Source organism: Paraburkholderia bryophila (assembly GCF_003269035.1).
Taxonomy (GTDB): Bacteria; Pseudomonadota; Gammaproteobacteria; order Burkholderiales; family Burkholderiaceae; genus Paraburkholderia; species Paraburkholderia bryophila.
Window position 1 is genome coordinate 46,710 of the sequence record NZ_QLTK01000017.1, and the last position, 25,569, is coordinate 72,278.

A 25,569-nucleotide genomic window follows, 5' to 3' on the forward strand; every position below is an offset into this window, starting at 1 on the left:
TGAATCTGGAGATTTCCATGAACGCTACGGCTCCCGTCGCACTGTCGGTCAAGAACATTCATAAGTCGTTCGGCGAGCACCACGTGCTCAAAGGCATTTCGCTCGATGCGCATCAGGGCGACGTGATCTCGATTCTCGGCGCCAGCGGCTCGGGCAAGAGCACCTTTCTGCGCTGCCTGAACCTGCTCGAAACGCCCGACGACGGCTCGGTCGCGCTGGGCGGCGAAGAGTTGAAAATGAAGCGCCGCGGCGACGGCAAGCTGCAACCGAGCGACCGCCGCCAGGTGGACCGCGTGCGTTCACAACTCGGCATGGTGTTTCAGAACTTCAATCTCTGGTCGCATATGACCGTGCTGGAGAATCTGATCGAAGGGCCGATGCGCGTGCAGAAGCGCAGCCGCGCCGAATCGGTCGAGGAGGCCGAAGCGTTGCTCGCGAAAGTCGGCCTAGCGGAAAAACGCGGCCACTATCCGGCGCATCTGTCGGGCGGTCAGCAGCAGCGCGTGGCGATTGCGCGCGCGTTGGCCATGCATCCGAAAGTGATGCTGTTCGACGAGCCGACGTCGGCGCTCGATCCTGAACTGGTCGGCGAAGTGTTGCGCGTGATGCGTTCGCTCGCCGAAGAAGGCCGCACCATGCTGGTCGTCACGCATGAAATGGGTTTCGCGCGCCACGTGTCGGATCGCGTGATGTTTCTGCATCAAGGCCAGGTGGAAGCCGACGGTACGCCGGACGAAGTGTTCGTCGACTGCAAGTCGGAGCGCTTCCGGCAATTCGTGTCGAGCCACCAGGACCGCACCACGCATTGAGCCGCATTGCCGGGCGCTCGCCCGGTTGCGTGAGCATGCCGTACTCGCCCGGCCGTGTCGCCGGGCTAACCACTGAGCAGAGCACTACCATGGCCGTGATCCGTTCCGATCGTCCTCTCGACTGGGCTCAGGTGGCGGCTGTCGCCGCCGGCGAACCGCTCGAACTTTCCACCGGCGCCCGCGCGCGCATCGCGGCGGCGCGTGTGCTCGTCGAGCAGATCGTCGAGCGCGGCATTCGCGCGTATGGCGTGAATACTGGCGTCGGCGCGCTGTGCGACGTGATCGTCTCGCCGGCCGAACAGCGCAGCCTGTCGCGCAACATTCTGATGAGCCACGCGGTCGGCGTCGGCGCGCCGCTCGGTGTTGCCGAGACGCGCGCGATCATGGCCGCGGCCGTCAACAATTACGCGCATGGGCACTCCGGCATTCGCCTCGACGTGGCGGATCGACTGGTGGCCCTGCTCAATGCCGATTGTTTGCCGGAGGTGCCGGCGTTCGGCTCGGTCGGTTATCTGAGCCATATGGCGCATATCGCGCTGGTCTGCATTGGCGAAGGGCACGTGAGCTATCGCGGCGAACGGCTCACGGGACGCGACGCGCTGCAGCGGCTCGGGCTCGAACCGCTGGTCCTCGAAGCGAAAGAGGGCTTGAGTCTCGTCAACGGTACGCCGTGCGTCGCCGGTCTGGCGGCGTTGGCGCTGGCGCGCGCGGCACGTCTGCTCGACTGGACCGATATGGTCGCCGCGATGAGCTTCGAGAATCTGCGCGGCCAACTGGCCGCGTTCGACGAAGATTCGCTCGCCTTGCGCATTTCGCCGGGCTTGAACCAGGTGGGCGAACGGATGCGCACCGCGCTCGCCGACAGCGGCATTCTGGCGGCGGTGGTCGGCCAGCGCACCCAGGATCCGTTGAGCATGCGGACCATTCCGCACGTGCACGGCGCCGCGCGCGACGTGCTCGCCGCGACTGCCGACGTGGTCAATCGCGAGCTTGCATCGATTACCGATAACCCGATCGTCGCCGGTACGCCGGAGGCGCCGCGCGTCTATTCGCAGGCGCATGCCGTCGGCGCCTCGATCGCGCTGGCCATGGACAGCCTTGCCACCGCGATCGCGCAAGTCGCGGCCATGGCCGAGCGCCGTCTCGACCGCCTCGTCAATCCGCTGGTCAGCGGCTTGCCGGCGTTTCTCGCGCAGCCGGGCGGCTCCTGTTCCGGCTTCATGATCGCGCAGTACACGGCGGCGTCGCTGGTCGCGCAGAACCGGCGTCTGGCGCTGCCGGCGAGTCTCGACGGCGGCATCACCTCCGGCCTGCAGGAAGATCACCTCTGCCATGCCACGCCGGCCGCGCTGAAGGCGCTGGAAATCGTCGACAACGCCGGGCGCATCGTCGCGATCGAATTGCTGGCGGCCGCGCAGGCGTACGACCTGCAAAGCATCGAGGCGCCGCGCGCGCCGCACACCGAGGCGCTGTGGCAACGCGTGCGGCGCGTCGTGCCGACCTATCGCGACGACCGGCCGCTCGCGCACGATATGAGCGTGGCGTTTCGCATGATCGCCGATCAGACGCCGCCACCGCTGCCGAACCCGGGTAACATTGGGCCTCGGCCGGTCACGTCGGCGCAGGGCGCGGATCTGGTTGCGCCTGCAACCGTCACGAATCTGGCGGCGGCGGGCAAACTGCGCGCCGCCGATGTCGCGAATGTTGCCAACGTCGCGCTTGTGTCGCTCAACGACGGGCACGGCGCGACGCAGACGGCTTGATGGAGACAACGGCGGTGCGTGGGCTTACCCGCCCGTGCACCGGCCAAGGTGTGCCCCATGGGCACTTCCTGCGGGGCGTCCTCCACGAGGGACTTCCTACGGGGCGCATTCCGGGGGCGTTGCCTTGGGGCGCAACACCCTGTACAACCCGCGTACCACCCACGAGGTCGCAGTGAACACAACGATAAACGCGCAACCCGCAGAGACGCAGGAACGCTGTCAGGAGACGCCGGCGAAGGCCATGCCCGCGTATGAACAGATCAAGCGCTACGTAATCCGGCGCATCAGCGAAGGCGACTGGAAACCGGGCGGCCTGATTCCGTCCGAAACGGAACTCGTCAAGGAGTTCGGCGTGGCGCGCATGACGGTCTCGCGCGCGTTGCGCGAACTGACCACCGAGCGCGTGCTGACGCGCGTGCAAGGCTCCGGCACCTTCGTCGCGCCGCAGCGCTACGAGTCGACCGTGCTGGAGATCCGCAATATCGCCGACGAAATCGCCGCGCGCGGGCATCGCCATTCGGCGCGCGTGCTGACCCTCGATCCGAGCGACGACCCGCAGGCGCTCGAAGCGCTCGGTCTCGCCGGCGGCCTGGCATTTCACTCGTGCATCGTGCACAGCGAGGAGGGCGAGCCGATCCAGTACGAGGACCGCTACGTCAACCCGAAGGTGTTCCCCGAGTACCTGCAGCAGGACTTCACGGTCGAAACGCCGAACCACTACATGGTGCGGCTCGCGCCGATCCAGCGCGCGGAATTCCGCATCTATGCGCAGAAGCCCGACGCGTACGTGCGCCGTCATCTGATGATGGATATCGGCGAGCCGTGTTTGCAGCTATGGCGCCGTACGTGGGTGGGTGACGATGTCGCGACCTCGGTGCAGTTGTGGCACCCGGCGTCGCGTTTTCATCTGGCGGGGAATGTTTAGCGCGCCTTGAGCGCTTCAGTGCCCTGGGTATTTTTGCACCTTGGGCGTCAGCCCTGGCGCTGCGACAGATCCGGCGAAAACCGGCAACCCAGCCGGTAGCGCGAACCCGGATGCACGAAGCGCGCGAACGTCACCGCCACGCCGCTCGTCCACGTGCGGCGCATTAGCGTAAGACAGGGCTCCTCGGCGCGGATTTCGAGCAGGTCGGCTTCGGCGCGCGTCGGCAGACCCGCGTCGACAACGTGCTCGACGTCGTGCGCCGGCACGACGGCATACAGATACTCGGACGGCCTGACCGTTGAAAAGTCCTGCTGCAGGAATGCCGGCGCGGTCGCGGGATTCACATAGCGATCTTCGAGTTGCACCGGCAAGCCGTTCTCGCGGTGTACGCAGATCACATGAAACACCGACGCGCCAGGCGCGAGGCCGAGCGCATTCGACACCATGACGGAAGCCGTTTCGCGTTGCGACAGCACCGTGTCGTAGCGGTATTCGTGGCCGCGCGAACGGATTTCGTCGCCGATATGGGCGATCATCAGCAGCGTGGATTGCGGCTTGGTTTGCGCGACGAAGGTGCCGACGCCGGAGACGCGTGTGACTAGCCCTTCGTCGGCGAGTTCGCGCAGCGCGCGATTCACCGTCATGCGCGACACGCCGAGCGTGGCGACCAGATCCAGTTCGGAGGGCAGGCGGTCGCCCGCCTGGCGCTCACCCGATTCGATGATGCGGCGAATGTGGTGCTTGACCTGTTCGTAGCGCGCGGCCGGCGCCGCGGCGGCGCGCGTGTTCATGGCGTCGGCGCGTCGTCGGGGCCGCGCGCCCAGAACGCGTTGCGGTCGAAATAGTTTTGCAGGAACTGCCGCAAGCGCGGCTGGCCCGCGTCGTGAAAGACCTCGCGCGGCGCGCCCTGCACGGCGATCTTGCCTTGATCGATAAACATGACCTTGTCGGCGACCTGCGCGGCGAAGCCCATTTCGTGCGTCACCACGGCCATCGTCATGCCGTCGCGCGCGAGTTGCTTCATCACCTGTAGCACTTCGCCGACCAGTTCCGGATCGAGCGCCGAGGTCGGTTCGTCGAACAGCATGATGTGCGGCTCCATGGCCAGCGCTCGTGCAATCGCCACGCGTTGCTGCTGACCGCCCGAGAGCTTTGCCGGGTAGGCGTCGCCCTTATGCGCGAGACCGACCGTCTCGAGCATCGCATTGGCGCGGCGGCGCGCTTCGTCGCGCGAGAGCTGGCGCACCCGCAGCAGCGCTTCCATCACGTTGCCGAGCGCCGTCATGTGCGGCCACAGATTGAATTGCTGGAACACCATGCCGACGTTGCGCCGCACGCGGTTGATCTCGCCTTGCGTTGCCCGTACGCGTTTGCCGTTGCGCTCGCTATAGCCGAGTAATTCGCCTTCTATGCGCACCTCGCCCTGATCGTAAGTCTCGAGCGCGGCGAGGCAGCGCAGCAGCGTGCTCTTGCCCGAACCCGACGGGCCGATGATGCACACCACTTCGGAGCGCGCGATTTCCAGATCGACGCCGCGCAGCACCTCGACGTCGCCGAAGCGTTTGCGCAGATCGCGCACTTCGACCAGCGGTGCGGCTGCGCTAGTGGCCGTGGTGACGGTGGACGCGGAAGAGGGCATGTCGGCGATAGCGTTCATCAGGGAGTCCGGATTGCAGTCATGCCATGAAACGTGCGAGGCGGGTCTCGGCCCACATGCCCGCGCGCGAGGTCAGCTCGACCAGCGCGAGATAGCACACGCACAGCGCCAGCAAGGTTTCGACGAAAGCGAAGGTGGCCGAGCCGATGCCGGTCAGCACGAAGGTAAGCTCGGGCACGGTGACGATGGACAACACCGCCGTCTCCTTGCTCAGCACGATGATCAGATTGGTCAGCGCGGGCACGATCAGCACCAGCATTTGCGGCACCTGAATGCGCAACACCGCTTGCCAGCGCGTGAGCCCGAGACACGACGCCGCTTCGAGATGGCCCGGCGGCACCGATTGAAAGCCGGAGCGGAACGCCTCGGCGAAATAGGCGCTGCCGTAGAGGCCGAGGCCCAGTACGCCGGCTGTCATCGGTTCGAGCGTGAGGCCGAACGACGGGCCACCGTAGTACAGCAGGAATAGTTGCACCAGAAACGGCGTGCCGCGAAACAGCTCGATATAGAAGCGCAAAACGCCGCGCACCCAGCGGCCGCAAAAGAGTTGCAGCACGGCGATCAGAAAGCCGATCAGGAGGCCGAGCACGACGCCCGCGATCCACGTGCCGAGCGTCGTCGCGAAGCCCGCGGCGATCGGCTGAAGGTTGTGCGTGAGGACGGTCGGATCGAACTGTTGCATGACGTGGGTCCGGTGTCGGTCAGGCGTGCTGCAGCCGGTATTCGGCGGCATGCGCGACGAGCGCGAGCGCGCCGCAGATCACGAAGTAGATCAGCCCGGCAGCCAGATACGCTTCGAGCGGCCGATAGGTGCTGGCGGCGATGTTCTGCGCGGTGCGCGTCAATTCGGCGACACCCACCACGGAGATCAACGACGAAGCCTTGATCAGCAGCACCATTTCGTTGACGAGCGAAGGCAGCGTCAAGCGAATGGCTTGCGGCACGAGAATGCGCCGCAGCATGTCGAACGGCGAGAGTCCGAGCATGCGCGCGGCTTCGAGATGGCCGGGCGGAATGCTGAGAAAACCGCCGCGCAATATTTCGGCGATATACGATGCGGAGCACAGCGACACGGCGCTGATCGCGGCGACGATGGGCGACACGTTGATGCCCGCGAACGGCAGCAGGTAGTACACCAGCAGCAGTTGCACCAGCATCGGCACGCCGCGAAAGAAGAACACGTAGGCGCCGCCGAATGAACGGGCGGCGCGTTTCGGCGAGAGCCGCGCCGCGCACACGCCGATCGCGACGAAGAAGCCGATCAGGAGCCCCGTCAGCGAAATGCCGATGGTGGCGAGCGCCGCGTGCAACAGCAGCGGCAAGCCCTGAACGAAGACGGTCGTGCTGAACATAAGCGTCGCGCTCTCACGCGATCAATAGTTCGGCATGGGCATCGTGGTCGGCGCATCCATCGCCACGCCGAACCATTTCTTCTGCAAGGTCGCGAGGCGGCCGTCGTTGTGCAGTTTGATTAGCGCGGCGTTGAACGCGTCGGCGAGCGGCTTGCTGTCCGCGTCTTTACGCAGGCAGTAGGCGAAGTACACCTTCGCGCCGAACGGCGGCTGCACCACGGCGAACGTTTCCGGACGCTGCTTGGCCACGTATGCAATGTTGGTCATGGAGTTCGCGACCGCCGCGATCCGGCCGGCGGCGAGGTCGGCGTAAGCCTGGTTGTTGTCGACGTATTCGCGGATCTCAGGCGGTTTCGGCAGCGTCGCGACGTAGGTCTTCAACTGGTCGAGCTGCGCCGAGCCCTTGCCCGCACCGACCGTTTTGCCGGCGATATCCGACGATTGTTTGAGCGAGGTGTCGTTCGCGCGTTTGAGCAGCGCGTCGGTGGCGTCCGCGATAGGCAGCGTGTACGTGTAGCGCTCCATGCGCGCCTTGGTGACCGTCAATGGCCCGCCCACCATGTCGAATTTGCCCGCCTCCAGGCCGGGCAGCACGCTCGGCCACGGCAGGTCGATAAAGCGCACCTTCACGCCCATTTCCTTGCCGACCTCGGCGAACAGATCTTTGTTGAAGCCGGCTTGCTGACCGTTTTCGAGGAAGTCGAACGGCGCGAACTGCATCTCGGTGCCGACCACCAGCTCGCCGGCTTTCTTCACTTTGGCGAGCTGATCTTCCGCGTGCGCGGTGACGCTTGCCGCGCACAACGCCAACATCAACAAACGACACTTCCAGCCTGCAAGGATACGCATGGGATTCTCCGGTGGGCAAAGCGGTGTCGCGCGCAACGGCTGGGCGTAAGAAACGATGAGCGATGAGCGGTTCGAGCCCGGCGCGAGTCATGCGAGGCAGTATATACCGCGTTTTTGCCGCGAAAAAAATAAACCGGCGACTAGAGAAAAGCCCTAATCCAGCGCATTGAAATGCGACTTGCGGGGGTGCTTTTGGCGGTATATACAACTGCACATGCACGAAGCGCGCGGCGCTTTTTCGTCCGTATTTTCGTCGGTAGATTGCAACGGCCTTTCAGGGAGCCACGCGATGCCTGTGACCCGCATTCCGATCATCGATCTCGCCGGCGTACGCGCGGGCGACCCGCAGGCCTTGCAGCGCGTGGCGGGTGAAATTCACGAGGCGTGCACGACGATCGGCTTCTTTTACATCGTCAATCACGGCGTGCCGCAAACGTCGATCGATGCCGCTGAACAGGCGGCGCGCGAGTTCTTCGCGTTCCCCGTGGAGACCAAACGGCGCGTGGCGGTCAATCACCGGCATCGCGGATTCAATGCGCTGGGCGATGCGACCATGTACCAGGCCAAACGTCCCGACTACAAGGAGTTTTTCAGCATCGGCCTCGAACTGCCCGAGGACGATCCCGACGTGCTCGCCGGCCAGGCGCTGCGTGGCCCGAACAACTGGCCGGAGTTCATGCCCGCATTGCGGCCCGCGCTGTACGGCTACTACGAGTCGGTCGCGGCGTGCGGCGCGGATCTGCTGCGTGCGGTCGCCGTGAGTCTCGGCGTCGACGAGCATTTCTTCGCGCCGCGTTATACGAAACGGATGCAGCGCACGCAGATGGTCTACTATCCGCCGCAGCCTCCGCAATCGGACGCCGATCAGTTCGGCGTCGCGCCGCATACCGACTACGGCTGCATCACGTTGCTGTGGCAGGATCAGGTGGGCGGCCTGCAGGTGCGCGAAATCGCCAACGATACGTGGGTCGACGCGCCGCCGGTCGAGGGCAGTTTCGTGGTGAATGTGGGCGATCTGCTGGCGCGCTGGACCAACGACCGCTTCCGCTCCACCTTGCATCGCGTGATCAACGCGTCGGGTCGCGAGCGCTATTCGATCGCGACGTTCTATGATCCGACTTACGGCGCGAGCGTCGATCCGCGCGATCTCGGCGCTAGCGAAGCCGAGGTCGGATATCAGCCGGTCGCCGCGGGCGACTATATTCTCGGGCGCATCAACGATTCGATGGGCTATCGAAAGAAACGCGCGGAAGCCGCGCAAAGCTGAAGGCGCGCAAGGAACTCCTGCATGACAGATCACGGCAAGATAAACGACACAGCGCACGACACGGCGCTGCTGGCGTCGACGCTCGACGCGCTGCGTACCGCGCTAGGCGACGACGCGGTCCGCGTGGGCGAGCAGATCGGCGAACGCGCGATGACCGACTGGACGCGCCACGACCCGACGCGCCCGGCAGCGTTGCTGCTGCCGCGTACCACCGAAGACGTATCGCGCGCGCTGGCCATTTGCCACGCGGCGCATCAACCGGTGGTACCGCAAGGCGGCATGACCGGCCTCGCGGGCGGCGCGATTGCACGCGCCACGGATATTGCGTTGTCGCTGGAGCGCTTGAGCGGTGTCGAAGAAATCGACGCCGCGTCGGCCACGCTAACCGTGCGTGCCGGCACCACGTTGCAAACGGCTCAGGAAGCGGCGGCGCAAGCCGGTTTCGAACTCGCGCTCGATCTCGGCGCGCGCGGCTCGTGCCAGATCGGCGGCAATCTCGCGACCAACGCGGGCGGCAATCGCGTGATCCAGTCGGGCACCGCGCGTGATCAGGTGCTCGGACTGGAGGTCGTGCTCGCCAACGGCGACGTACTGACGTCGCTCGGCAAGATGGTCAAGAACAACACGGGCTATGACCTGAAGCACTGGTTCATCGGTTCGGAAGGCACGCTCGGCGTGATCACGCGCGCGGTATTGCGGCTGCATCCGCCGCGTGCCGCGCGGCATACGGCGCTGGTCGCGCTCGACGGCTACGACGCGGCGGTAAGTCTGCTGCGCCGTCTATCGACGCGTTTCGGCAACGACATCGGCGCATTCGAAATCATGTGGCCGGATTTCTACGACTTCGGCGTGAAGCTGACGGGTACGCGCTCGCCGTTCGCCGCGTCGCATCCGCTGTATGCACTGATCGAACATGCGAGTTTCGATGTCGGCGACGACGGCGAGCGTTTTGCCGCCGTGTTGAGCGAAGCGCTCGACGCCGGCGCGATCCGCGACGCGGTGATCGCGCAATCCGTGGCGGATGCACGCGCGTTATGGGCGATCCGCGAATGCACGGCGGAGTTTCCGGTGCGGCTCGACGCCATCAACTTCGACGTGAGTCTGCCGATCAGCGGGATCGGCGCATTCGTCGACCGTTGTCGCGCCGCGCTGGATCAACGCTGGCCGGGCAACGAAGCGTATTTCTTCGGGCATATCGGCGATTCGAATCTGCATGTGACCGTGGACGGTCATTCGATTCCGGGCGTCACGCATCACGCGGTGTACGCGTTTGTCTACGAGATGCTTGGGCCGCTGCATGGCTCGGTGTCGGCGGAACACGGGATCGGTTTGCTCAAGCGCGAGTTCTTGCCGATCTCGCGCTCGCCGGCGGAGATGGCGGCGATGGCCGCGATCAAACAGGCGCTGGACCCGCACGGGATTCTGAATCCGGGCAAGCTGTTTTGATGGGGTGGGGTGCGGGCGCCGCGAGTCGAGTGAGTGAGGGCGACATGCGCAGGTGCAATTCGCGGATGCAATTCGCGGATGCGATGCACACCCTCGGCCCACCATGGCGGCAAGTAGGGCTTCAGTGCGCGGGCACCGAATCCATGCCGGTCGATCGGACCGCCGCCTGCGCATCCGGCGACGCGAGATACTCGAGCAGCGCTTTCGCTTCCTGCGGATGCGGCGCGCCGACGGGAATACCCGCGGCATAGCGCGTGACGGATTGCACCGATTCCGGAATCTTGCCGACGAACGTGGCGCCCGCCACGGGCAGCAATTCGCTGACCTGCTGGAAGCCCACTTCATAGTCGCCATTGGCGACGACCGAGGCGACCGGGATCTTCGGAATCATCTTCGCCTTGGCCTTCACCTGGTCCTCGATGCCGAGCCGCTTGAAAAGCTCGCGCTCGATATAGACGCCGCTCGCGCTATCCGAATAGGCAATCGACTTTGCGTGCAGCAAGGTGGCTTTGAGCGCGTCGACCGAGCCGATATCCGGCCTGGGCGCGCCGTCGCGCACGGCCATGCCGATCCGCGAGTCCGCCAGTTCGACACGCGAGCCGGGTATCACCTTGCCTTGTTTGATCAGATCGTCGAGCGCGTAGCCGACCATGATGACCACGTCGGCGGATTCGCCGCGCGCGAGGCGGTTGGGAATGGCTTCGGGCGACTGACCCATGGACGGTCCGAGGATCGTGTCGAGCGTATTGCCGGTCGACTCGGTGAACTTGGGACCGAGCAGCTTGTAGGCAGCGGTGAAGCCGCCGGAACTCATGACCTTGAGCTCGGCCGCCTGGACGTTGGCGGCGGCCACGGTGCCGCCCAGCAGCCCGGCGGTGAACATCGCGAGAAAGAAGGATTTCATCGGCATCGGCATCGGCATTGAAAAGACAGTGTGCTGTGTTGGGAGGATGACGGGGTGAGGCGTGTCATCGCCCCGTCATCCGTACCATACCTGAACCAGCCGCCGTCGTGCCGCGCTGAACACTGTCAATGCGCGTCGAGGTACTTCGCGATCACCGGGTACACATCCACCACGGCATCCTTGCCGAAAATGCAGTCGATATGCCCGTAGTCGGGAATCAGATGCCGTTCGTAAGGCTGCTCGGGGAAGGCGCGCGTCAGCATGTCGAACGTGAGCTGGGTACTTTCGGGCAGATAGGTTTCGTTGCGCTCGCCGTGAATGAAACCGATTGGCAGACGCATCCCTGCCAGGCCCTTCATGCCGTCCGTTCCGCGCAGATAAACATCGCGGCCTTCGGCGTCGACCACGTGGCCTGCCCGGACCATCGCGGCGAGATGCGTGAACACCTCCATGTCGTGAATGCCGAACAGTTCCTGCAGATTTTCATGCAGCGTTTCGTTAAGTTGTGCGTGTTCGTAGAGCAAGCCATAGAGGAACGTCGCGCGATGGCAGATCGGGTTGCCGCAGCCTTCGTCGTGATCGAGCGGATAGAATTTGAGCGCTTCGTCGAACAGGTTCTTCGGCCAGGAACGGTGCTGCGTGTAGGCCGTCAGATCGCGCACGCCGAGATGCTGCATGATGCCTGGAATATGCAGGCCGGCCTTGATCTTCTGCAGCGTGCCCGGCACCGGATGCGTCGACACCTGGGAAATCACCGCCGAACGCACGCCTTCGAGGCCATATAACAACGACATGCTCAACGCCAGGCCACCCATGCAGTGGCCAAGCACCTGAATCTGCGGCGCGCCGCTCACTTCGCGGATTCTGGCGACGGCGGCCGGAATGTCTTCACGTGCGACCTTGTCGACATTGGTCGGCACCAGCACGCTCGGCAACTCGATGCTGACGCGCAGATCGACGAGCCACACGTCATACCCGCAAGCGCACAGATATTCGACGAGGTTGGTCGCGATCAGGTCGGTCGAAAAGATCCGGCTGGACACGCCCGAGCCGTGAATCAGCAGCAACGGGCGCAAGATTTTATTCGCCGGATCGAAGTAGCGGGTTAGCCGCAAGGTCGTGCCGTCGGGCGTATCGAAGTACATGATTTGCGGCGCGGGCGCGCGCAAGGCCCGCTTCAGACGCGGCGCGGCCTGGGTGTCGAAGAATGCCAGCGGCGCAGCCACGCCGCCGTATTCGGTGAACAGCACGCCCGCAAAAAACTTGCCGAACTTCAGCGTCCACTCGAGGCGCGTTTTCAGGTCGGGCGCATTGGTCACTTCGAGCGTGCGTTGCTGCTTGAGGAAGTTCTCGGGCGTGATGATCAGCGTGGCTTTGCCGAGCACCGGGCCGGTGGTGTGCGCGCCCGCGCGAATCTCGGCGTACAGCGTGTTGGTCTGCGCCCACAGATTGATCGGCGAGGTGCGCGTGATGATCTTTTGCCCGGTCAGACAGTACGTGTTGCCTTCGGTGGAAGCGAGCGTCATGCGGTAATTCATGTTGCGCTCGTCCACATCGGACTCGCTGACCACGAACAGATTGAACGTGCCGTCGACGATTGTCAGCGGCTGCGCGGAGAGCGCGGGACAGGTCAGCGTGCCGGCGGTGTGAGCCAGATGCTGAGGGTTGCCCAGCATGTCGGCGAGATCGTCGGATTCGACGGTCAGCGTGAATTCGATCGGACTCGTAGCGGCTTCGCCCGCAACCGCGGGCGTGTACGTGCCGATCATCGTCTCCGTGAAATGCAAGCCGATCTTTGGTGCGGGCGGCGTGGCGGCCGTACCTTTGGCCGTGTAGTCGATCTGCCGGTCGCGCGACGCGGCGAGCAGCGCGCAGTTGCGCTCGGCCAGCGCGGAAATGGTCAGCAACGGATTGACGCCGAGCGACATCGGCATGACGGCGCCGTCCATCACATAGAGGCCCTCGTGTACCGCCGTGCCCGCCGCGCCGTCGAACACGCGGCCCAGGTGATCGACCACGCCGTGCTCCGCGTCCTCGCCCATCCCGCAGCCGCCGAGCGGATGCACGGTGACGGTGCGATTGCCCGCAAGGTCGGTGGAAATCGGATTGCGCAGATATTTGCCGCCGAGCGGCACCGTCGCCTGTTCGAGGGTGTGCTCGACCGTTGCAAAGATCGGCTGCTTGCCGGCGTTTTTCCATACGATGCGCGGCTGGCCTTTGTCGTCGACGTGGATCTGGCCGCTTTCGTCGTCGTGGGCCATCACGAGATAGCTTTGCGTGTGATTCAGCGCGCCGCGATAGGGACCGCGCAGAAAGCTTTCGAGCACGCGGGCGTCGTACGCGAGTTGCCGTTCGGCGCTCGGCGCGCCGCCCACCTCCACGCCTTCGAGCGGCGCGGCGGCGCCGAGCAGGCCGACGAGCGCCGCGCCGACCGGTCCGGCGAGCGAGCCTTCCTCGATCACGAAACCGTCTTTTACGTTCGCGGTGTCGCGGTGATCGATCAGGCCGGTAATGGTCGGGCCGACCGGCGGAATTTGCCCCGGCGTGTGCGTGCCCCAGCCGACGCCGTTGATGGTGTCGTCGGTGTTGTACGCGAAGGAAAGGACGTCGCCGTTGCCGGTGAAGTGTTCGCCAAGCATGGCCGAGACGCTCAAGCCCGCTTCGCGCGAGCGCAACAGCAGCGCGGTCGAACCGATCGTGCCGGCCGACACGATGACGAGATCGGCGCTGAGGAACAGATCGGGCGCACCGTAGCTTTCGCGGCCGAGACTTACCAGTTGATAGCGCACCGTCCATTGCCGCGTGGCCGCGTCGCGCAACACCGAATGCACCGCGGCGCCCGTGAAAATCTGCGCGCCGTGCGCAACGGCATCGGGCAGATAGTTCATATGCGTCGAATTTTTCGCGTCGTAATTGCAGCCCGAATTGCAATCGCCGCAGCCGACACAGGCCTTCTGGTCGACGCCCGCGGCGTTCACGCGATCCTCGAACGTGACGGTGATCGGCGGCCGGCTGAAGCAGTCCGCCATGCCGAGCGCCTGAGCCGATTTTTCGAGCGCCTGCAGTTTCGGCAAGGCCGGATAACCGTCGGGCACCGGCGACGGCTGCAGCATCGCTCGCGCGAGCGCATAGCCGCGTTCGCGGCCCGCCGCATCGTCGCGCAGCGCTTGCGGCCAGCGCGGATCGTCCCACAAGCGCGGATCGGCTTCGAGCGCGACGTTGGCGTTGATCAGCGAGGTGCCGCCCAGACCGCAGCCGACCACCGCGTTGACATCGTCGTTCACGTGAACTTCAAGCAGCGCGAGCGGCGAGCCGACGTGCGCGAGGGCGGTGTTGTACTGCACCTCTTCGGCGCCCTGAAACGGGGTGCGCGGGTACTCGCCCGCCATGAATTCGCGCCCGCGTTCCAGCACGCAGACGCTGAGTCCGGCGCGCGCCATGCGGCTCGCGGCGATCGCGCCGCCGTAGCCCGAACCCACCACCACGACGTCGTAATGCGCTTTCATCGCCGTTACGGCGCTCGATAAGCGATTCATCAAGACCACCTCGTCAGGAACGGAATGCGGGGAAGGGCGGGCAGCGTGTGCAATTACGCGGCTGCTTCGTTCATTTCGCTGTCGCTCGATTCGGCTGCGAGCAGGTTCAGTGCAAGCAGAATCGCCGAGCGGTTCTCGATCTCGATCTCGATGCCGAGATCGTCCGTCAACCAGCGGCCGATCTTGGTATTGGAAAATTCGTCGGCGCCGGCCGTCTTTTTCATGGTGACGCCGAGTTTGACGGCGCGATAGTGATAAGAGGGCACCCGATGCTGAGCCGCAACCGCCGACAAACCGCCTTTGCCTTCCGAGCACCAGCCGAGACTGCCGGCCAGCACGATCCGCTCGGGCTCGTCGAGCCCCTCGATAAACGCGCGCGCGGCGGCACGCACGCGTTGCTCGTCGAGGCCGTATTGCAGCAGCACGCTGTCCACCGGGTCTTCCAGCGCCTGCGCGTGCAGATCGATTTCGTGCGCCATGCCTTCGTTTTCCATCGATACATTGCGCTGATGGCCGGCGCTGCGCAGGCAATCGATCAGGTACCGGCGGAAATACGCGCACAATGCGTAACCGTTGGACGGCGCGCTCTCGGCACATGCGTTGGTTTCCGTATGGCCCGGCGCGAGCCGCAGCACCTTGGCGTAAATGAACTGGGCCACCAGTTCTTCCTTATCGTCGCCGAGCGCCTGCAACTCCAGCGGATGATAGGTCCGCAAAGCCCGCTTGACCAGTTCGACCATCGACACCATTTCGTCGGCGGACAACTGGGTGCGCCGGCGCCACAGATCGGGCAGGACCGCGTCGTCTAGTGTGCGGACGAACGCGTGGCTCGGAACTACGCCCATAACAACCTCCATAGGGGGTAAGGCAAGGAGCGCGGTGAGCCCTGACAACAGGCGCCGAAGCGAAAACCGGGAAACTGAAGCCGCGCGGGAATGTGAAGCCAGTATGGTTTCCGGCAACGGCTTCGCCTATATGGATTAAGTGGTAGCTGATGGGTAAACTGCCGGGTAAACCATCCGGCATAAATACGCGATTCGGCATGACACGCTCGTCATTCATCTGAAGAAACGGAGGCCGCACGATGCGGGCCGACCCTATCCAGCGGGCGATCGACGAAGACCTTGTGCGCGTGCTTTACGCGCAGGACCCGATCGCCTTTTTCACGCACTGGTTTTCGATTGCGGTTCTGGTGGCGGTTTACTGGCCGGCGATTCCTTCGCCGCCGCTGTTCGTCGCGTGTTTCGGGTTTTATGCGGCGGCCAATTGCGGCAGCCTCGCGTTATGGATCTGCCATCGCCGCTATCCGCAACTCGTGTCGCCGCGCGGCTGGATCGTGCTGCACGCGGTGCGCGGCATGCTGCTGTACAGCGCACCGGGTCTGGCGATCTGGTTCGCGTTCCAAAGCCCGCAAATGGATTTGCCGCTGCTGCACACGGTGATGCTCGTGACGCTGGCGGCCGGCGTGTTCATGTCGAACGGCTTCGATCTGCTCAACTTTTCCACGGCGATTCCGTTCCTGCTGTTTCCGTCGATCGTGCTGCATTTCGGCACGCATACATTCGACCGCACCATTCTCGCGATCGTCCTCGCGTTCTTCTTCTGCGCGATCAACGTCTACGCGATGAGTTACCGCAAGCTGTTTCGCCAGGTCGTGCAGGCGAGGGTCGATCAGCAATACCTGGCGGAGTCGCTCGCCGTGCAGAAGCATGTCGCCGAAGAAGCGAGTCTCGCGAAAACGCGCTTTTTCGCGGCTGCCAGCCACGATTTGCGGCAGCCTCTGCATGCGATCGGGCTGCTCGCGGCGTCGCTCAACGACACGGCGGCGACCCCCGTGCAGCACGCGAAAACCGCCGAACATATCGTCTACAACGTCGAGGCGTTGAATCAGCTGTTCAATCAGGTGCTCGATCTCGCGCGGCTCGAAAGCGGCGTGACGCAGGTGATCCGGCTGCATTTCCGGCTGGCCGAACTGTTCGAGCGGGTCGGCAGCCAATATCGTCCGCAGGCGGCGGCCAAGGGTCTCGCGCTGCGGATCGCGCCGACCACGATGATCGTCCACGACGATCCGGTGCTGCTGGAGCGTGTGCTGAGCAATCTGCTGTCGAACGCGGTGCGCTATACCGAGGACGGCGCGATCTGGTTGGGCTTTCGGCGCGCGGGGCGCGAGTCGGGCGGCTTTGTCGAGGTGCGCGATTCGGGTATCGGCATTCCGGCCGAGGAACACGAGCGGGTGTTCGAAGAGTTCTACCAGGCGGCCAATCCGCAGCGCGACGCGCGCCAGGGGCATGGACTCGGCTTGCCGACGGTGAAGCGGCTGGTCGGCATGCTCGGTGGCGAACTGCGTTTGCGGTCGGCACCGGGGCGCGGCTCGGTGTTTCGTTTTTCGGTGCAGGCGGGCGAAGCGGGCGGGATCGTCGCGAGTCTGAACGAGACGGTGGCGGGCGGGCCGTCGGCGCAAGGGCGGCGCGTGCTGTGCATCGACGACGAACCGTCGATACTCGAAGGCTTGGCCAGTCTGCTCGCGCGCTGGGGTTGCGACGTGCGCGGCGCCCGCGACGAACGCGACGCGCTCGCGGTGCTCGAAGCGGGCTTTGTGCCGGATGCCGTGCTGTGCGACTACCAGTTGGCGAATCATCGCACCGGCGCGCAGGCGTTGACCGCCGCGCGCCAGGTGCTGGCGCGGGCAGGGCATGAAAATACCGTGACCTTGCTGATCACGGGAGATATGGCGTCGGCGGAACTGGCGGCGTTGGCGCTGCAGGGGATTCCGGTGTTGCACAAGCCGGTCACGCCGGCGCGCCTGCGACGCACGCTCGAAATGCTTTGGCAGCAGGCGGAACTGGATAAGGGGCGGGCGACGGCCGCGTTGGCGTTGCGCGTGGATGGGCTGAACGGCGTGGACGGCGTGGACGGCGTGAATGGCGTGGACGGAGGCGCGCAGAACTGGAGCACGAACGGGGTGATTCGAGAGGCGATGAACGGGCCGCCGGGCGAAGCGAGAATTTGAAGGCCTGTACCGTGTTGCGCAAAGCGCAACGCCGTATAACCCGTTGCCGCACAATCAAACGGGCGGCGCAAGCGCCGCCCGTCATGGGTTTTTTCCCGCTACCCCGCTACAACGTCTTCCCCGCTTCCAGCCAGCCGTTGATTACCGCGATCGCCGTCGACCGGTTGTGCACGCCGAGCGCCCGGAAGATCACCGACAGGTGCACCTTCACCGTGCCTTCGGCGACACCCAGATCGCGCGCGATCATCTTGTTGGTCCAGCCGCGATGCACGAGCCGCATGATGTCCTGTTGGCGCGGCGACAGGTTCTCCAGCAAATGCTGTTGATGCGGCTGGAGCGACTGAATCTGCGTGATCGGCTCCGTCGCACCCGTGACGCTGGCGGTCCCTGCGCCAGCGCGCGCGACCGCCGACGCAGCCGCGCCTTGCATTGCCATCTCAGCCGCCGCATCGGCATGCACGGGACTCGCCCTGGTCTCGCGCGAACCGAGCAGGCTCAGCGCTTCCATCGGCACGTACGCGCCGCCCGACAGCACCAGCTCGATCGCTTTCAGCATCACGCTGGCAGGCTGCCGTTTCGGCACGAAGCCGAGCGCGCCGGCGGCCAGCACCGCGCGCATTTCGTCGGGCGATTCTTCGGCGGAGAGCACGACCACCGGCAGCGCGGGGTTGGCCTTCAACAGCACTTCGAGCGACGACGCGCCGCTCATGCCGGGCATATGCAGATCGACGATCGCCAGATCGTGGTCGGCGTCGGGACGCGCGGCGGCGGCGAGGGTCTCCCAGTTATCGGCTTCGTCGAACTGGGCGTCGGGGTCGAGCCCGCGCAGCATGCCTTTGACACCTTCCCTGATCAGTTCATGGTCGTCGGCCAGAAGAAACTTCATGATGTCTCCGCGAGTCGGGCCTGCGCGTGATGGACTACCGCCGTTGTCGGGTGTCGTTTTACTTCTATTGTCGTGAATCGCATCATTGCCGGCTATCCCGCGATCATAAGCCCGCCGGCGGCGCGCACCGTAGGCCTTTATCAGTCCGCTCGCCGGGTGCTCCCTGGCACCGCGTTACCTGTCAGGCTGGTCTCCCGCGCAGTGCTTACGGCTTGCTAGGTAGACGAGCAGATTGCGCCATTTTTGAAGCGACGCATGCGGGAAGCCGAAGGTTATGCCAATCGGCTCGAAATCTCTTTAACAAACAAATTGATTCCGTACGGGTGCTTCACACTCACACGTTTTAATTGCCAGTCTTTAATCAGTCCAATATGATCAAGCACAAAAAATCGGGCTCTCCCAGCACCGATTGCCGCTTGCTCCAAATACTGACCGAAGGGGATGTCGATGCCTAGAAATTCACCTCAAGAAGCCGGTCTTAGCCCGATGCAGACAACCCGACTGCAAAATGCCTCGACCCGTACTCGGCAATCCATTTACGTGGTGGGCTCGAGGGCAGACGGATCCGCCCACGCAGGCAGTGACTGGGATTATGTGATGACCGGGAATGCACGCCAACGAGCGTCCGCAATGTCGAGTGTCCCCGGCTGGATGGCCCCGCATGCAGCGAGCGCCGTTGGGTTGGGCCCTGGCGTCACCACCACGGGACGCGGCATTGATGTCTTTCAGAATTACAACGCTCGCCATGCGCCAGGAACATACACCGCGCTGGATATGAGCAGACCTTTTACCGTAACGCATCCCACCACTCAGGGCCCGCTCGGGCAGACCTTGCCATTTGCTCCTTTAAGCCAGCCGCGCAGAGCGCCGAATGCACCGGCCAACGCGAATGGCACCATCACGAATCGAAGAACAAACCGGGGTGGAGAGGCTTTCGATATCATTTTTTGACGCCATTCGGTTTCTTTCAAAGACTTCAAGAAGAACCGCCACACATGCCGCGGTACTCGTCACTGGCTTCGCCTCCAGTTTTACGTTCGCGGTGCTGAGCCTTCCGTCTATCTGACCGCGAACAACGTCGCATTCATCAGCAACTTGAACGCGAAACCGAGCGACATCGCCGAGCCCACGCCGAAGCACCACAGCGCGACGAACCATAGCCAGCCGGGTAGTTTGCGCGCCACCGGCCGACGGCGCGTGGCGACGCCGCTGTCGTTGTCGATCGCGTTGTCGGCCCGCAGCGGCTTAGTGATAGTGATGTTGGTCGCCATGACTCACCTTGCCGCGAAATACCCAGTAACCCAGCGTCGTATAGCCGAGGATGATCGGCAGAATCACCGCCGCGCCGACCAGCGTGAACATCTGGCTCGAACGCGGGGCGGCCGCTTCCCACAAGGTCATGCTCGACGGAATCGCATACGGCCACAGGCTCACCAGCAGCCCCACGTAGCCGAGCAGCACCAGCAGCAGCGCCAGCACGAACGGCGTGTTGTGATGCCGGTCACGCACCGCGCGATACATGAAGAACGCGCACACCGCCACGAGGAACGGCACCGGCAGCAGACGGTAGAACAGGTTGTCGTGGAACCAGCGCTGCGCGATGTTCGGGTCCTGCAGCGGCGTCCACAGGCTGACCATCGCGATGAAGCCGAGCAGCACCAGCGTCAGCGGCCATACCACGCGATGCAGGCGGCGTTGCAGATCGCCTTCGGTCTTCGCCACCAGCCAGCAGCAGCCGAGCAGCGCATAGGTGACCACCAGCCCGAGACCCGTCAGCAGGCTGAACGGCGTGAGCCAGCCGAAGGCGTCGCCGGCATAAGCGCCGTCGATCACCGGAATGCCTTGCAGGAATGCGCCCAGCGCGATGCCCTGGAAGAACGTCGCGCCCGCCGAGCCGCCGATGAACGCCAGATCCCACAGGTGCCTGGTGCGATTCGCCTTGGCGCGGATCTCGAACGAGACGCCACGGAAGATCAGGCACACCAGCATGAAGATCAGCGGCAGGTAGAGCGCGGACAGCACGGTCGAATACACGGCCGGAAACACCGCGAACAAACCGGCGCCGCCGAGCACCAGCCAGGTTTCGTTGCCGTCCCACACCGGCGCGACGGTGTTCATCATCAGGTCGCGCTCCTTCTCGTCGGGGAAGAACGGGAAGACGATGCCGATCCCCAGATCGAAGCCGTCCAGCACCACATACATGAAAAGGCCCAGCGCGATGATCGCGGCCCACACTACGGTTACGTCCATTGTCTTGCTCGCTTTTGGTGTCGCAGGCTATGCGTGAAGGTCGGGCTCAGGCGGCGTCGATCAGTTGATCGACGGCGGAGAGCGGGCGGCGCGCGGTCTGATCCGGCGTGGGATGCGGCACGCCGTTCGGCGTCTGGCCCGGCAATGCCGGACCCGAGCGCATCAGCTTGAGCATGTAGTAGACGCCGGTGCCGAACACGAGGAAGTACACGACCACGAAGGTCATCAGCGAAATGCCGACCTGCTGGGTGGTCAACGGCGAGACGGCCTGCGACGTGCGCATCACGCCGTACACGACCCACGGCTGACGTCCGGCTTCGGTGGTGACCCAGCCGGCCAGCAGCGAAATGAAGCCGGTCGGGCCCATCGCGAGCACGAAGCGCTGGAACCACTTCGATTCGAACAGGCGTTCGCGGCGACGCAGCACCCACGCGGCGATCGACATCAGGATCATCAGCGTGCCGAGGCCGGCCATGATCCGGAAACTCCAGAACACCACCGTGGAGTTCGGCCGGTCTTGCGGCGGAAATTCCTTGAGGCCGCGAATCTCGCCGTCCCAGCTATGCGTGAGGATCAGGCTGCCCAGGTGCGGAATCGACACCGCGTAGCGCGTGGTTTCTGCCTGCATGTCGGGAATGCCGAACAGGTTCAGCGGGGTGCCGCCTTTCTCCGTTTCCCACAGACCTTCGATCGCGGCGATCTTGGCCGGCTGATACTTGCGCGTATTCAAACCGTGCTGATCGCCGACCACCGCCTGGATCGGCGTGAGGATCAGCAGCAGCCACAGCGCCATCGAGAACATCTTCCTGACGGCCGGATCGCGCCGTCCGCGCAGCAGGTGCCAGGCACCCACGGCCGCCACCACCAGGCCGGCGACGATGAACGCGGCGAGCGCCATATGCGCGAGCCGGTACGGGAACGACGGATTGAAAATGATCTTGAACCAGTCGAGCGGCACGACGCGGCCGTCGACGACTTCGAAGCCTTGCGGCGTTTGCATCCAGCTATTGGACGCGAGAATCCAGAAGGTCGAGATCAGCGTGCCGATCGCCACCATCAGCGTGGCGCCGAAGTGGGCGCGCGGACTCACGCGCTGCCAGCCGAACAGCATGATGCCGAGGAAGCCCGCTTCGAGAAAAAACGCGGTCATCACCTCGTACATCAGCAGCGGTCCGGTGACGGGGCCGGCGAAACTGGAGAAGCCCGACCAGTTGGTGCCGAACTGATAGCTCATCACCACGCCGGAGACGACGCCCATGCCGAAGGCGACTGCGAAGATCTTCGACCAGAACAGGCAAAGATCTTTGTAGTACGCCTTGCCGGTCTTGAGCCAGCGCCATTCGAGCACGGCAATGAAGCTGGCGAGGCCGATGCTGAGCGCCGGGAACACGATGTGAAACGAAACGGTAAACGCAAACTGGATGCGGGCGAGATCGAATGCCGATGGTGCGGAGTTCATGAGTGTGAAGGGCGTGAGGACCGCCGAGGCGGACTACGCGCGTCGACCGTTGTCGGTGCGCACTGCTGGGCAGATGGGCGAAGCGTAGGGGATCGGCGGATTTCGTGCTGCGATGCGACATGCGTCAAAAAACCACCTTGTTTTACGGCGGTTTTCAATTTTGAGACGGCAAGTTATTGATAGGTATCAAGTTTTTCTGACTGTCTTTGGGGGCGCGTTTTGACGCGGCACCGTGAGACTGCGGCAATCGACCGCGCTGCAGCAGCCGTAGCTGGGGAGGCGTCGACCTGTTTGGACGGTGCGCACGAATTCATGGCGCGGCCTCTCGCAGGGTCTTTCGTCTCCAGCCGACAATAACGCCCACCGAACCGACTTTCTGCTAGCCCGCGAGGTGGTCAACGCGCCCGTTTGCCTCTACCATGCAAGCAGCCAAACGGCAGCGTTCCTCCGGTGAACGCACGCTCAGGACTTGATGAGCGCGACGCCGTGGCGATTCCAGCATCGATTCCGTTATTCGTTTCGACCCGTCATATCGAGGTGCCGGTGAGATTCATCCGCGCTTCGCGAATCCGTCACTGAACAGTAGGGTGCGAGGCAGATGATGCCGATAAAGGCATCGCGTCCGCGCGCCGTACGAACGGTTTGACCGGGCACGCTTCATCCCCCTGCCGGCAACGGCAGACTCACCCGAAGGAGTCAGCAGATGAGCACGATCACGACGAAAGACGGTACGGACATTTTCTACAAGGATTGGGGCAAGGGCCGCCCGGTGGTGTTCTCGCACGGCTGGCCGTTGACGGCGGACGCGTGGGACGCGCAAATGCTGTTTCTCGGCAGCAAGGGCTTCCGCGTGATCGCGCACGACCGCCGCGGTCATGGCCGTTCGGCGCAGCCGTGGGACGGCAACGACATGGACACCTACGCCGACGACCTCGCCGCGCTGATCGAGCATCTCGACCTGCAGGACGCCACGCTCGTCGGCCATTCGACCGGCGGCGGGGAGGTGGCGCATTACATCGGCCGGCATGGCACGCAGCGGGTGGCTAAGGCCGTGCTGATCGGCGCGGTGCCGCCGCTGATGCTGAAGACCGAGGGCAATCCCATCGGCCTGCCGATCGACGTATTCGACGGCATTCGCAAAGGCGTGATGGACGATCGCTCGCAGTTTTTCAAGGATCTGGCGGTGCCGTTCCACGGCTATAACCGTCCGAACGCGAAGGTTTCGCAGGGCGTGATCGATTCGTTCTGGCGGCAGGGCATGGCCGGTTCGATCAAAGGCCTGTACGACTGCATCAAGCAATTTTCCGAAGTCGATTACACGGAAGACCTGAAAAAGATCGATGTGCCGACGCTGGTGCTACATGGCGACGACGACCAGATCGTGCCGATCGACGCAGCGGGACGGCAGACGGCGAAGATCGTGAAGCACGCCACGCTGAAGGTGTATCCGGGCGGCCAACACGGGATGTGTGTCGTCGAGGCCGACAAGGTGAATGCCGATTTGCTGGAGTTTATCGGCGCTTAAAAGACGCAAAGGACGTAAAGGCCATAAAAGCGCGTGAAGCGGACGTAAAGCGGGCGCGGCGTTGTGCAGGCCGCGCTCGCGGATCGTGCCGGTTACACCGGTTAGGCCGGTTTAGCCGGTTCCGTCGGCCAGCCCGCACGCGCCGCGCTGCGCAGCGAAGAGCGCACCACCAGGCGGTGAAACGGTGCGATCGCGAGAATATAAAAACGCCCGAGCGCGTTATGGCAATGCACGACGGTCGAGAGGATCAGATAGCGCGAGCGGCCGTCCTCCGACTCGCGGATTTGCTGCAGCACGGACAGCCGGAAATCCAGATGACTGTCGTTCTCGCCGAGAATGATCTCGCGCGCGCTACGCGTATAAATTCTGAAAAATTCGATGTGATCGCGCGAGCCCGGCGAGGTTTGCGTGCGCAACTGCTGCGTCGTCTTGAGCCCGAAGCGGCCGACGATCGTATCGCGCAGGCTCGTCAACCTGCCTACCCAGCGGGCCTGGTGCGCGAACACAAAGCGCGCGAGCAATTCCGGATCGTCGATGGTGTTGTCCGGCAGGCGGACCGCGAAGGCGTCGGCGAGGTCCGGCGCGTGGTACAGGCCGCTGACGGCGGATTCCGCCGGCAGGGCAACGGAGAGCACAGAGCTGGAGGCGTTGGGCATGGTGACGTGCTGCGCTTGAAAGGAGTCGGGCGCGGAGGGCGCGTTCGCTCAGTCGGCGCGGGATTGCGCATTGCGCGACACCGTGCGGTTTTGTCTGAGCGCACCTAGTCTACTCGCGCCGGCTGCCGCCGCCTTGAACCGGAACGACATAAGCCCGGCGGTTGGCGGCCTTTTTTCACGTGGAATTACTCAATCTAGTTATATGACGTCACATAAATTGATTGGGCGTATGTCCTTGTTTATCCAGTGAAAATTCTTGCATTATGCAATGAGATACGGGTAAATGCCTAGTTGAAATCCGGCCGTCCTTCGTTAATAGTACGTTATCGTACAACTAAGGGGATTCGTAGGCGAACGGCCGACGTGTCTCCCGCAGGTTGTCCTCCAGTCAGATCGCGCACGGCGCGGGAAAGGAACCCCATGAAAAAGATTGCCCTGAGTGGCGCCGGTGGCCAGCTAGGCGCCGTGGTGCGCGCGGCGTTGGTCGCCCGCGGCACGCCGTTGCGTTCGGCCGCGGGCTCGAAGGCGCTCACGCCGCTGGTGGAGGGTGAGGATTTGATGCACGGCGACCTGCGCGATCCGGCGATCGTCGATCGTCTGCTGGACGGCGTGGACGTGCTGATTCATTTCGCCGGGACGAGCGTGGAGCGACCGCTGCCCGAGATCATCGACAACAATCTGCGCGCCCTGGTCGAAGTCTACGAAGGCGCGCGCCGGCAAGGCGTGCGGCGCATCGTGTTTGCCAGTTCGAATCACGCGATCGGCATGTACCCGGTCACCGAGCATCTCGAACTCGACTGCGCGTTGCGTCCGGACGGTTTCTACGGCCTGAGCAAGGTGTGGGGCGAAGCGCTGGCGCGCATGTACTGGGACAAGCACGGTATCGAGAGCATCTGCGTGCGGATCGGTAGTTGCCTCGAACGGCCGACCGAGCCGCGCCATCTGAGCACCTGGTTCGGTCATCGCGATCTGCTGCATTTTCTCGATCGCTGCGTCGAAGCGGACGACGTCGGCTTCCTCACGATCTGGGGTGTGTCCGCCAATACCCGCAGCTGGTGGGACAACAGTGGTGCCGAGCGTCTGGGCTATCGGCCGACGCAGGACGCCGAAGCCTTCGCTGAAGAGATTCTCGCGCGTCCGAATCCGCTCGATGCGTTGGGTCAGCGCTTCCAGGGCGGCAGCTTCGTCGGCATCGACTATTCGCGTCAGGACGAGGGCGCCGGTCCCGACCGTTCGGGTTCGGCCGCGCCGGCAGCCCGACCCGTTTGACCGGTC

Annotated in this window: 22 protein-coding genes; 9 read left to right on the top strand and 13 right to left on the bottom strand. The window is 64.1% G+C overall.

All coding sequences use genetic code 11. From position 1 onward, the window contains the following. Window positions 1-17: 17 nt before the first annotated feature. The 3 genes from BX591_RS22590 (at window position 18) to hutC (BX591_RS22600) (ending at window position 3,497) form a co-directional block, all read left to right on the top strand. Window positions 18-809, top strand: a complete 792-nt coding sequence (locus BX591_RS22590) for an ABC transporter ATP-binding protein (RefSeq protein WP_111933612.1) — start codon at window positions 18-20, stop codon at window positions 807-809. A gap of 89 nt (window positions 810-898) precedes the next feature. After that, window positions 899-2,572, top strand: a complete 1,674-nt coding sequence (locus tag BX591_RS22595; protein WP_111933533.1) for an aromatic amino acid ammonia-lyase — start codon at window positions 899-901, stop codon at window positions 2,570-2,572. Between the two features lie 241 nt (window positions 2,573-2,813). Then, window positions 2,814-3,497, top strand: coding sequence for a histidine utilization repressor (gene hutC / locus BX591_RS22600; RefSeq protein ID WP_176343115.1), 684 nt, complete (start codon window positions 2,814-2,816; stop codon window positions 3,495-3,497). A 47-nt stretch (window positions 3,498-3,544) separates the two neighbouring features. Here hutC (BX591_RS22600) and hutC (BX591_RS22605) read toward each other — a convergent pair whose 3' ends face one another. The 5 genes from hutC (BX591_RS22605) to BX591_RS22625 are packed head-to-tail and all read right to left on the bottom strand — an operon-like array spanning window position 3,545 to window position 7,355. Next, the gene (hutC, locus tag BX591_RS22605; RefSeq protein WP_111933535.1) at window positions 3,545-4,288 is read right to left on the bottom strand and encodes a histidine utilization repressor; all 744 of its coding nucleotides are present in this window, start codon (window positions 4,286-4,288) and stop codon (window positions 3,545-3,547) included. After that, the gene (locus BX591_RS22610) at window positions 4,285-5,154 is read right to left on the bottom strand and encodes an amino acid ABC transporter ATP-binding protein (protein WP_111933536.1); all 870 of its coding nucleotides are present in this window, start codon (window positions 5,152-5,154) and stop codon (window positions 4,285-4,287) included. The genes hutC (BX591_RS22605) and BX591_RS22610 overlap by 4 nt, the downstream gene beginning before the upstream one ends. Before the next feature lie 19 nt (window positions 5,155-5,173). Continuing rightward, entirely contained in the window at window positions 5,174-5,836 is a 663-nt protein-coding gene (locus BX591_RS22615; RefSeq protein WP_111933537.1) for an amino acid ABC transporter permease, read from the bottom strand. 19 nt (window positions 5,837-5,855) lie between these two features. Next, on the bottom strand, window positions 5,856-6,506 hold the full coding sequence (locus BX591_RS22620; RefSeq protein ID WP_111933538.1) for an amino acid ABC transporter permease: 651 nt from the start codon (window positions 6,504-6,506) through the stop codon (window positions 5,856-5,858). A gap of 21 nt (window positions 6,507-6,527) precedes the next feature. After that, window positions 6,528-7,355, bottom strand: a complete 828-nt coding sequence (locus BX591_RS22625; protein ID WP_111933539.1) for a transporter substrate-binding domain-containing protein — start codon at window positions 7,353-7,355, stop codon at window positions 6,528-6,530. Between the two features lie 289 nt (window positions 7,356-7,644). On the opposite strand from BX591_RS22625, the gene BX591_RS22630 reads away from it, so the two are divergent. Then, window positions 7,645-8,622, top strand: a complete 978-nt coding sequence (locus BX591_RS22630; protein WP_111933540.1) for an isopenicillin N synthase family dioxygenase — start codon at window positions 7,645-7,647, stop codon at window positions 8,620-8,622. A 21-nt stretch (window positions 8,623-8,643) separates the two neighbouring features. Further along, on the top strand, window positions 8,644-10,068 hold the full coding sequence (locus BX591_RS22635) for an FAD-binding oxidoreductase (RefSeq protein ID WP_111933541.1): 1,425 nt from the start codon (window positions 8,644-8,646) through the stop codon (window positions 10,066-10,068). Between the two features lie 121 nt (window positions 10,069-10,189). Here BX591_RS22635 and BX591_RS22640 read toward each other — a convergent pair whose 3' ends face one another. The 3 genes from BX591_RS22640 to BX591_RS22650 all read right to left on the bottom strand — a co-directional run bounded on the left by BX591_RS22640 (window position 10,190) and on the right by BX591_RS22650 (window position 15,353). Further along, entirely contained in the window at window positions 10,190-10,972 is a 783-nt protein-coding gene (locus BX591_RS22640; protein ID WP_111933613.1) for a substrate-binding domain-containing protein, read from the bottom strand. A gap of 125 nt (window positions 10,973-11,097) precedes the next feature. Then, complete coding sequence (locus BX591_RS22645; protein WP_111933542.1) at window positions 11,098-14,508, bottom strand: alpha/beta fold hydrolase; 3,411 nt, start codon at window positions 14,506-14,508, stop codon at window positions 11,098-11,100. Window positions 14,509-14,561: 53 nt separating this feature from the next. Next, entirely contained in the window at window positions 14,562-15,353 is a 792-nt protein-coding gene (locus tag BX591_RS22650; RefSeq protein ID WP_111933543.1) for a hypothetical protein, read from the bottom strand. Window positions 15,354-15,592: 239 nt separating this feature from the next. On the opposite strand from BX591_RS22650, the gene BX591_RS22655 reads away from it, so the two are divergent. Continuing rightward, window positions 15,593-17,518 (top strand): ATP-binding response regulator, encoded by a 1,926-nt coding sequence (locus tag BX591_RS22655; protein ID WP_244147092.1) that lies wholly within the window; start codon window positions 15,593-15,595, stop codon window positions 17,516-17,518. Window positions 17,519-17,624: 106 nt separating this feature from the next. Here the strand turns inward: BX591_RS22655 and BX591_RS22660 are convergent, their stop codons facing one another. Then, the gene (locus tag BX591_RS22660; protein WP_111933544.1) at window positions 17,625-18,404 is read right to left on the bottom strand and encodes a response regulator transcription factor; all 780 of its coding nucleotides are present in this window, start codon (window positions 18,402-18,404) and stop codon (window positions 17,625-17,627) included. A 630-nt stretch (window positions 18,405-19,034) separates the two neighbouring features. Here BX591_RS22660 and BX591_RS36195 point away from each other — a divergent pair. Next, window positions 19,035-19,355, top strand: coding sequence for a hypothetical protein (locus BX591_RS36195; RefSeq protein ID WP_146749810.1), 321 nt, complete (start codon window positions 19,035-19,037; stop codon window positions 19,353-19,355). Window positions 19,356-19,462: 107 nt separating this feature from the next. Here BX591_RS36195 and BX591_RS22665 read toward each other — a convergent pair whose 3' ends face one another. The 3 genes from BX591_RS22665 to BX591_RS22675 are packed head-to-tail and all read right to left on the bottom strand — an operon-like array spanning window position 19,463 to window position 22,113. Continuing rightward, window positions 19,463-19,675: a hypothetical protein gene (locus BX591_RS22665; protein WP_111933545.1), complete on the bottom strand. Its 213-nt coding sequence runs from the start codon at window positions 19,673-19,675 to the stop codon at window positions 19,463-19,465. Then, window positions 19,650-20,654: a cytochrome d ubiquinol oxidase subunit II gene (gene cydB / locus BX591_RS22670; RefSeq protein ID WP_111933546.1), complete on the bottom strand. Its 1,005-nt coding sequence runs from the start codon at window positions 20,652-20,654 to the stop codon at window positions 19,650-19,652. Before cydB ends, BX591_RS22665 begins: the two co-directional genes overlap by 26 nt. 46 nt (window positions 20,655-20,700) lie before the next feature. Next, window positions 20,701-22,113 (bottom strand): cytochrome ubiquinol oxidase subunit I, encoded by a 1,413-nt coding sequence (locus BX591_RS22675; RefSeq protein ID WP_111933547.1) that lies wholly within the window; start codon window positions 22,111-22,113, stop codon window positions 20,701-20,703. Window positions 22,114-22,816: 703 nt separating this feature from the next. Between BX591_RS22675 and BX591_RS22680 the strand changes: the two genes are divergently transcribed. After that, the gene (locus BX591_RS22680) at window positions 22,817-23,638 is read left to right on the top strand and encodes an alpha/beta fold hydrolase (protein WP_111933548.1); all 822 of its coding nucleotides are present in this window, start codon (window positions 22,817-22,819) and stop codon (window positions 23,636-23,638) included. Between the two features lie 101 nt (window positions 23,639-23,739). Here the strand turns inward: BX591_RS22680 and BX591_RS22685 are convergent, their stop codons facing one another. After that, complete coding sequence (locus tag BX591_RS22685) at window positions 23,740-24,294, bottom strand: DUF2867 domain-containing protein (RefSeq protein WP_111933549.1); 555 nt, start codon at window positions 24,292-24,294, stop codon at window positions 23,740-23,742. Window positions 24,295-24,714: 420 nt separating this feature from the next. Between BX591_RS22685 and BX591_RS22690 the strand changes: the two genes are divergently transcribed. Continuing rightward, the gene (locus tag BX591_RS22690; RefSeq protein ID WP_111933550.1) at window positions 24,715-25,563 is read left to right on the top strand and encodes an NAD-dependent epimerase/dehydratase family protein; all 849 of its coding nucleotides are present in this window, start codon (window positions 24,715-24,717) and stop codon (window positions 25,561-25,563) included. Window positions 25,564-25,569: the final 6 nt, after the last annotated feature.

Bases quoted from the DNA above. Each gene is read 5' to 3' on its own strand.
- BX591_RS22590 (WP_111933612.1), top strand. From the start codon at position 18: ATGAACGCTACGGCTCCCGTCGCACTGTCGGTCAAGAACATTCATAAG.
- BX591_RS22595 (WP_111933533.1), top strand. From the start codon at position 899: ATGGCCGTGATCCGTTCCGATCGTCCTCTCGACTGGGCTCAGGTGGCG.
- hutC (WP_176343115.1), top strand. From the start codon at position 2,814: ATGCCCGCGTATGAACAGATCAAGCGCTACGTAATCCGGCGCATCAGC.
- hutC (WP_111933535.1), bottom strand. From the start codon at position 4,288: ATGAACACGCGCGCCGCCGCGGCGCCGGCCGCGCGCTACGAACAGGTC.
- BX591_RS22610 (WP_111933536.1), bottom strand. From the start codon at position 5,154: ATGAACGCTATCGCCGACATGCCCTCTTCCGCGTCCACCGTCACCACG.
- BX591_RS22615 (WP_111933537.1), bottom strand. From the start codon at position 5,836: ATGCAACAGTTCGATCCGACCGTCCTCACGCACAACCTTCAGCCGATC.
- BX591_RS22620 (WP_111933538.1), bottom strand. From the start codon at position 6,506: ATGTTCAGCACGACCGTCTTCGTTCAGGGCTTGCCGCTGCTGTTGCAC.
- BX591_RS22625 (WP_111933539.1), bottom strand. From the start codon at position 7,355: ATGCGTATCCTTGCAGGCTGGAAGTGTCGTTTGTTGATGTTGGCGTTG.
- BX591_RS22630 (WP_111933540.1), top strand. From the start codon at position 7,645: ATGCCTGTGACCCGCATTCCGATCATCGATCTCGCCGGCGTACGCGCG.
- BX591_RS22635 (WP_111933541.1), top strand. From the start codon at position 8,644: ATGACAGATCACGGCAAGATAAACGACACAGCGCACGACACGGCGCTG.
- BX591_RS22640 (WP_111933613.1), bottom strand. From the start codon at position 10,972: ATGAAATCCTTCTTTCTCGCGATGTTCACCGCCGGGCTGCTGGGCGGC.
- BX591_RS22645 (WP_111933542.1), bottom strand. From the start codon at position 14,508: ATGAATCGCTTATCGAGCGCCGTAACGGCGATGAAAGCGCATTACGAC.
- BX591_RS22650 (WP_111933543.1), bottom strand. From the start codon at position 15,353: ATGGGCGTAGTTCCGAGCCACGCGTTCGTCCGCACACTAGACGACGCG.
- BX591_RS22655 (WP_244147092.1), top strand. From the start codon at position 15,593: ATGCGGGCCGACCCTATCCAGCGGGCGATCGACGAAGACCTTGTGCGC.
- BX591_RS22660 (WP_111933544.1), bottom strand. From the start codon at position 18,404: ATGAAGTTTCTTCTGGCCGACGACCATGAACTGATCAGGGAAGGTGTC.
- BX591_RS36195 (WP_146749810.1), top strand. From the start codon at position 19,035: ATGTCGAGTGTCCCCGGCTGGATGGCCCCGCATGCAGCGAGCGCCGTT.
- BX591_RS22665 (WP_111933545.1), bottom strand. From the start codon at position 19,675: ATGGCGACCAACATCACTATCACTAAGCCGCTGCGGGCCGACAACGCG.
- cydB (WP_111933546.1), bottom strand. From the start codon at position 20,654: ATGGACGTAACCGTAGTGTGGGCCGCGATCATCGCGCTGGGCCTTTTC.
- BX591_RS22675 (WP_111933547.1), bottom strand. From the start codon at position 22,113: ATGAACTCCGCACCATCGGCATTCGATCTCGCCCGCATCCAGTTTGCG.
- BX591_RS22680 (WP_111933548.1), top strand. From the start codon at position 22,817: ATGAGCACGATCACGACGAAAGACGGTACGGACATTTTCTACAAGGAT.
- BX591_RS22685 (WP_111933549.1), bottom strand. From the start codon at position 24,294: ATGCCCAACGCCTCCAGCTCTGTGCTCTCCGTTGCCCTGCCGGCGGAA.
- BX591_RS22690 (WP_111933550.1), top strand. From the start codon at position 24,715: ATGAAAAAGATTGCCCTGAGTGGCGCCGGTGGCCAGCTAGGCGCCGTG.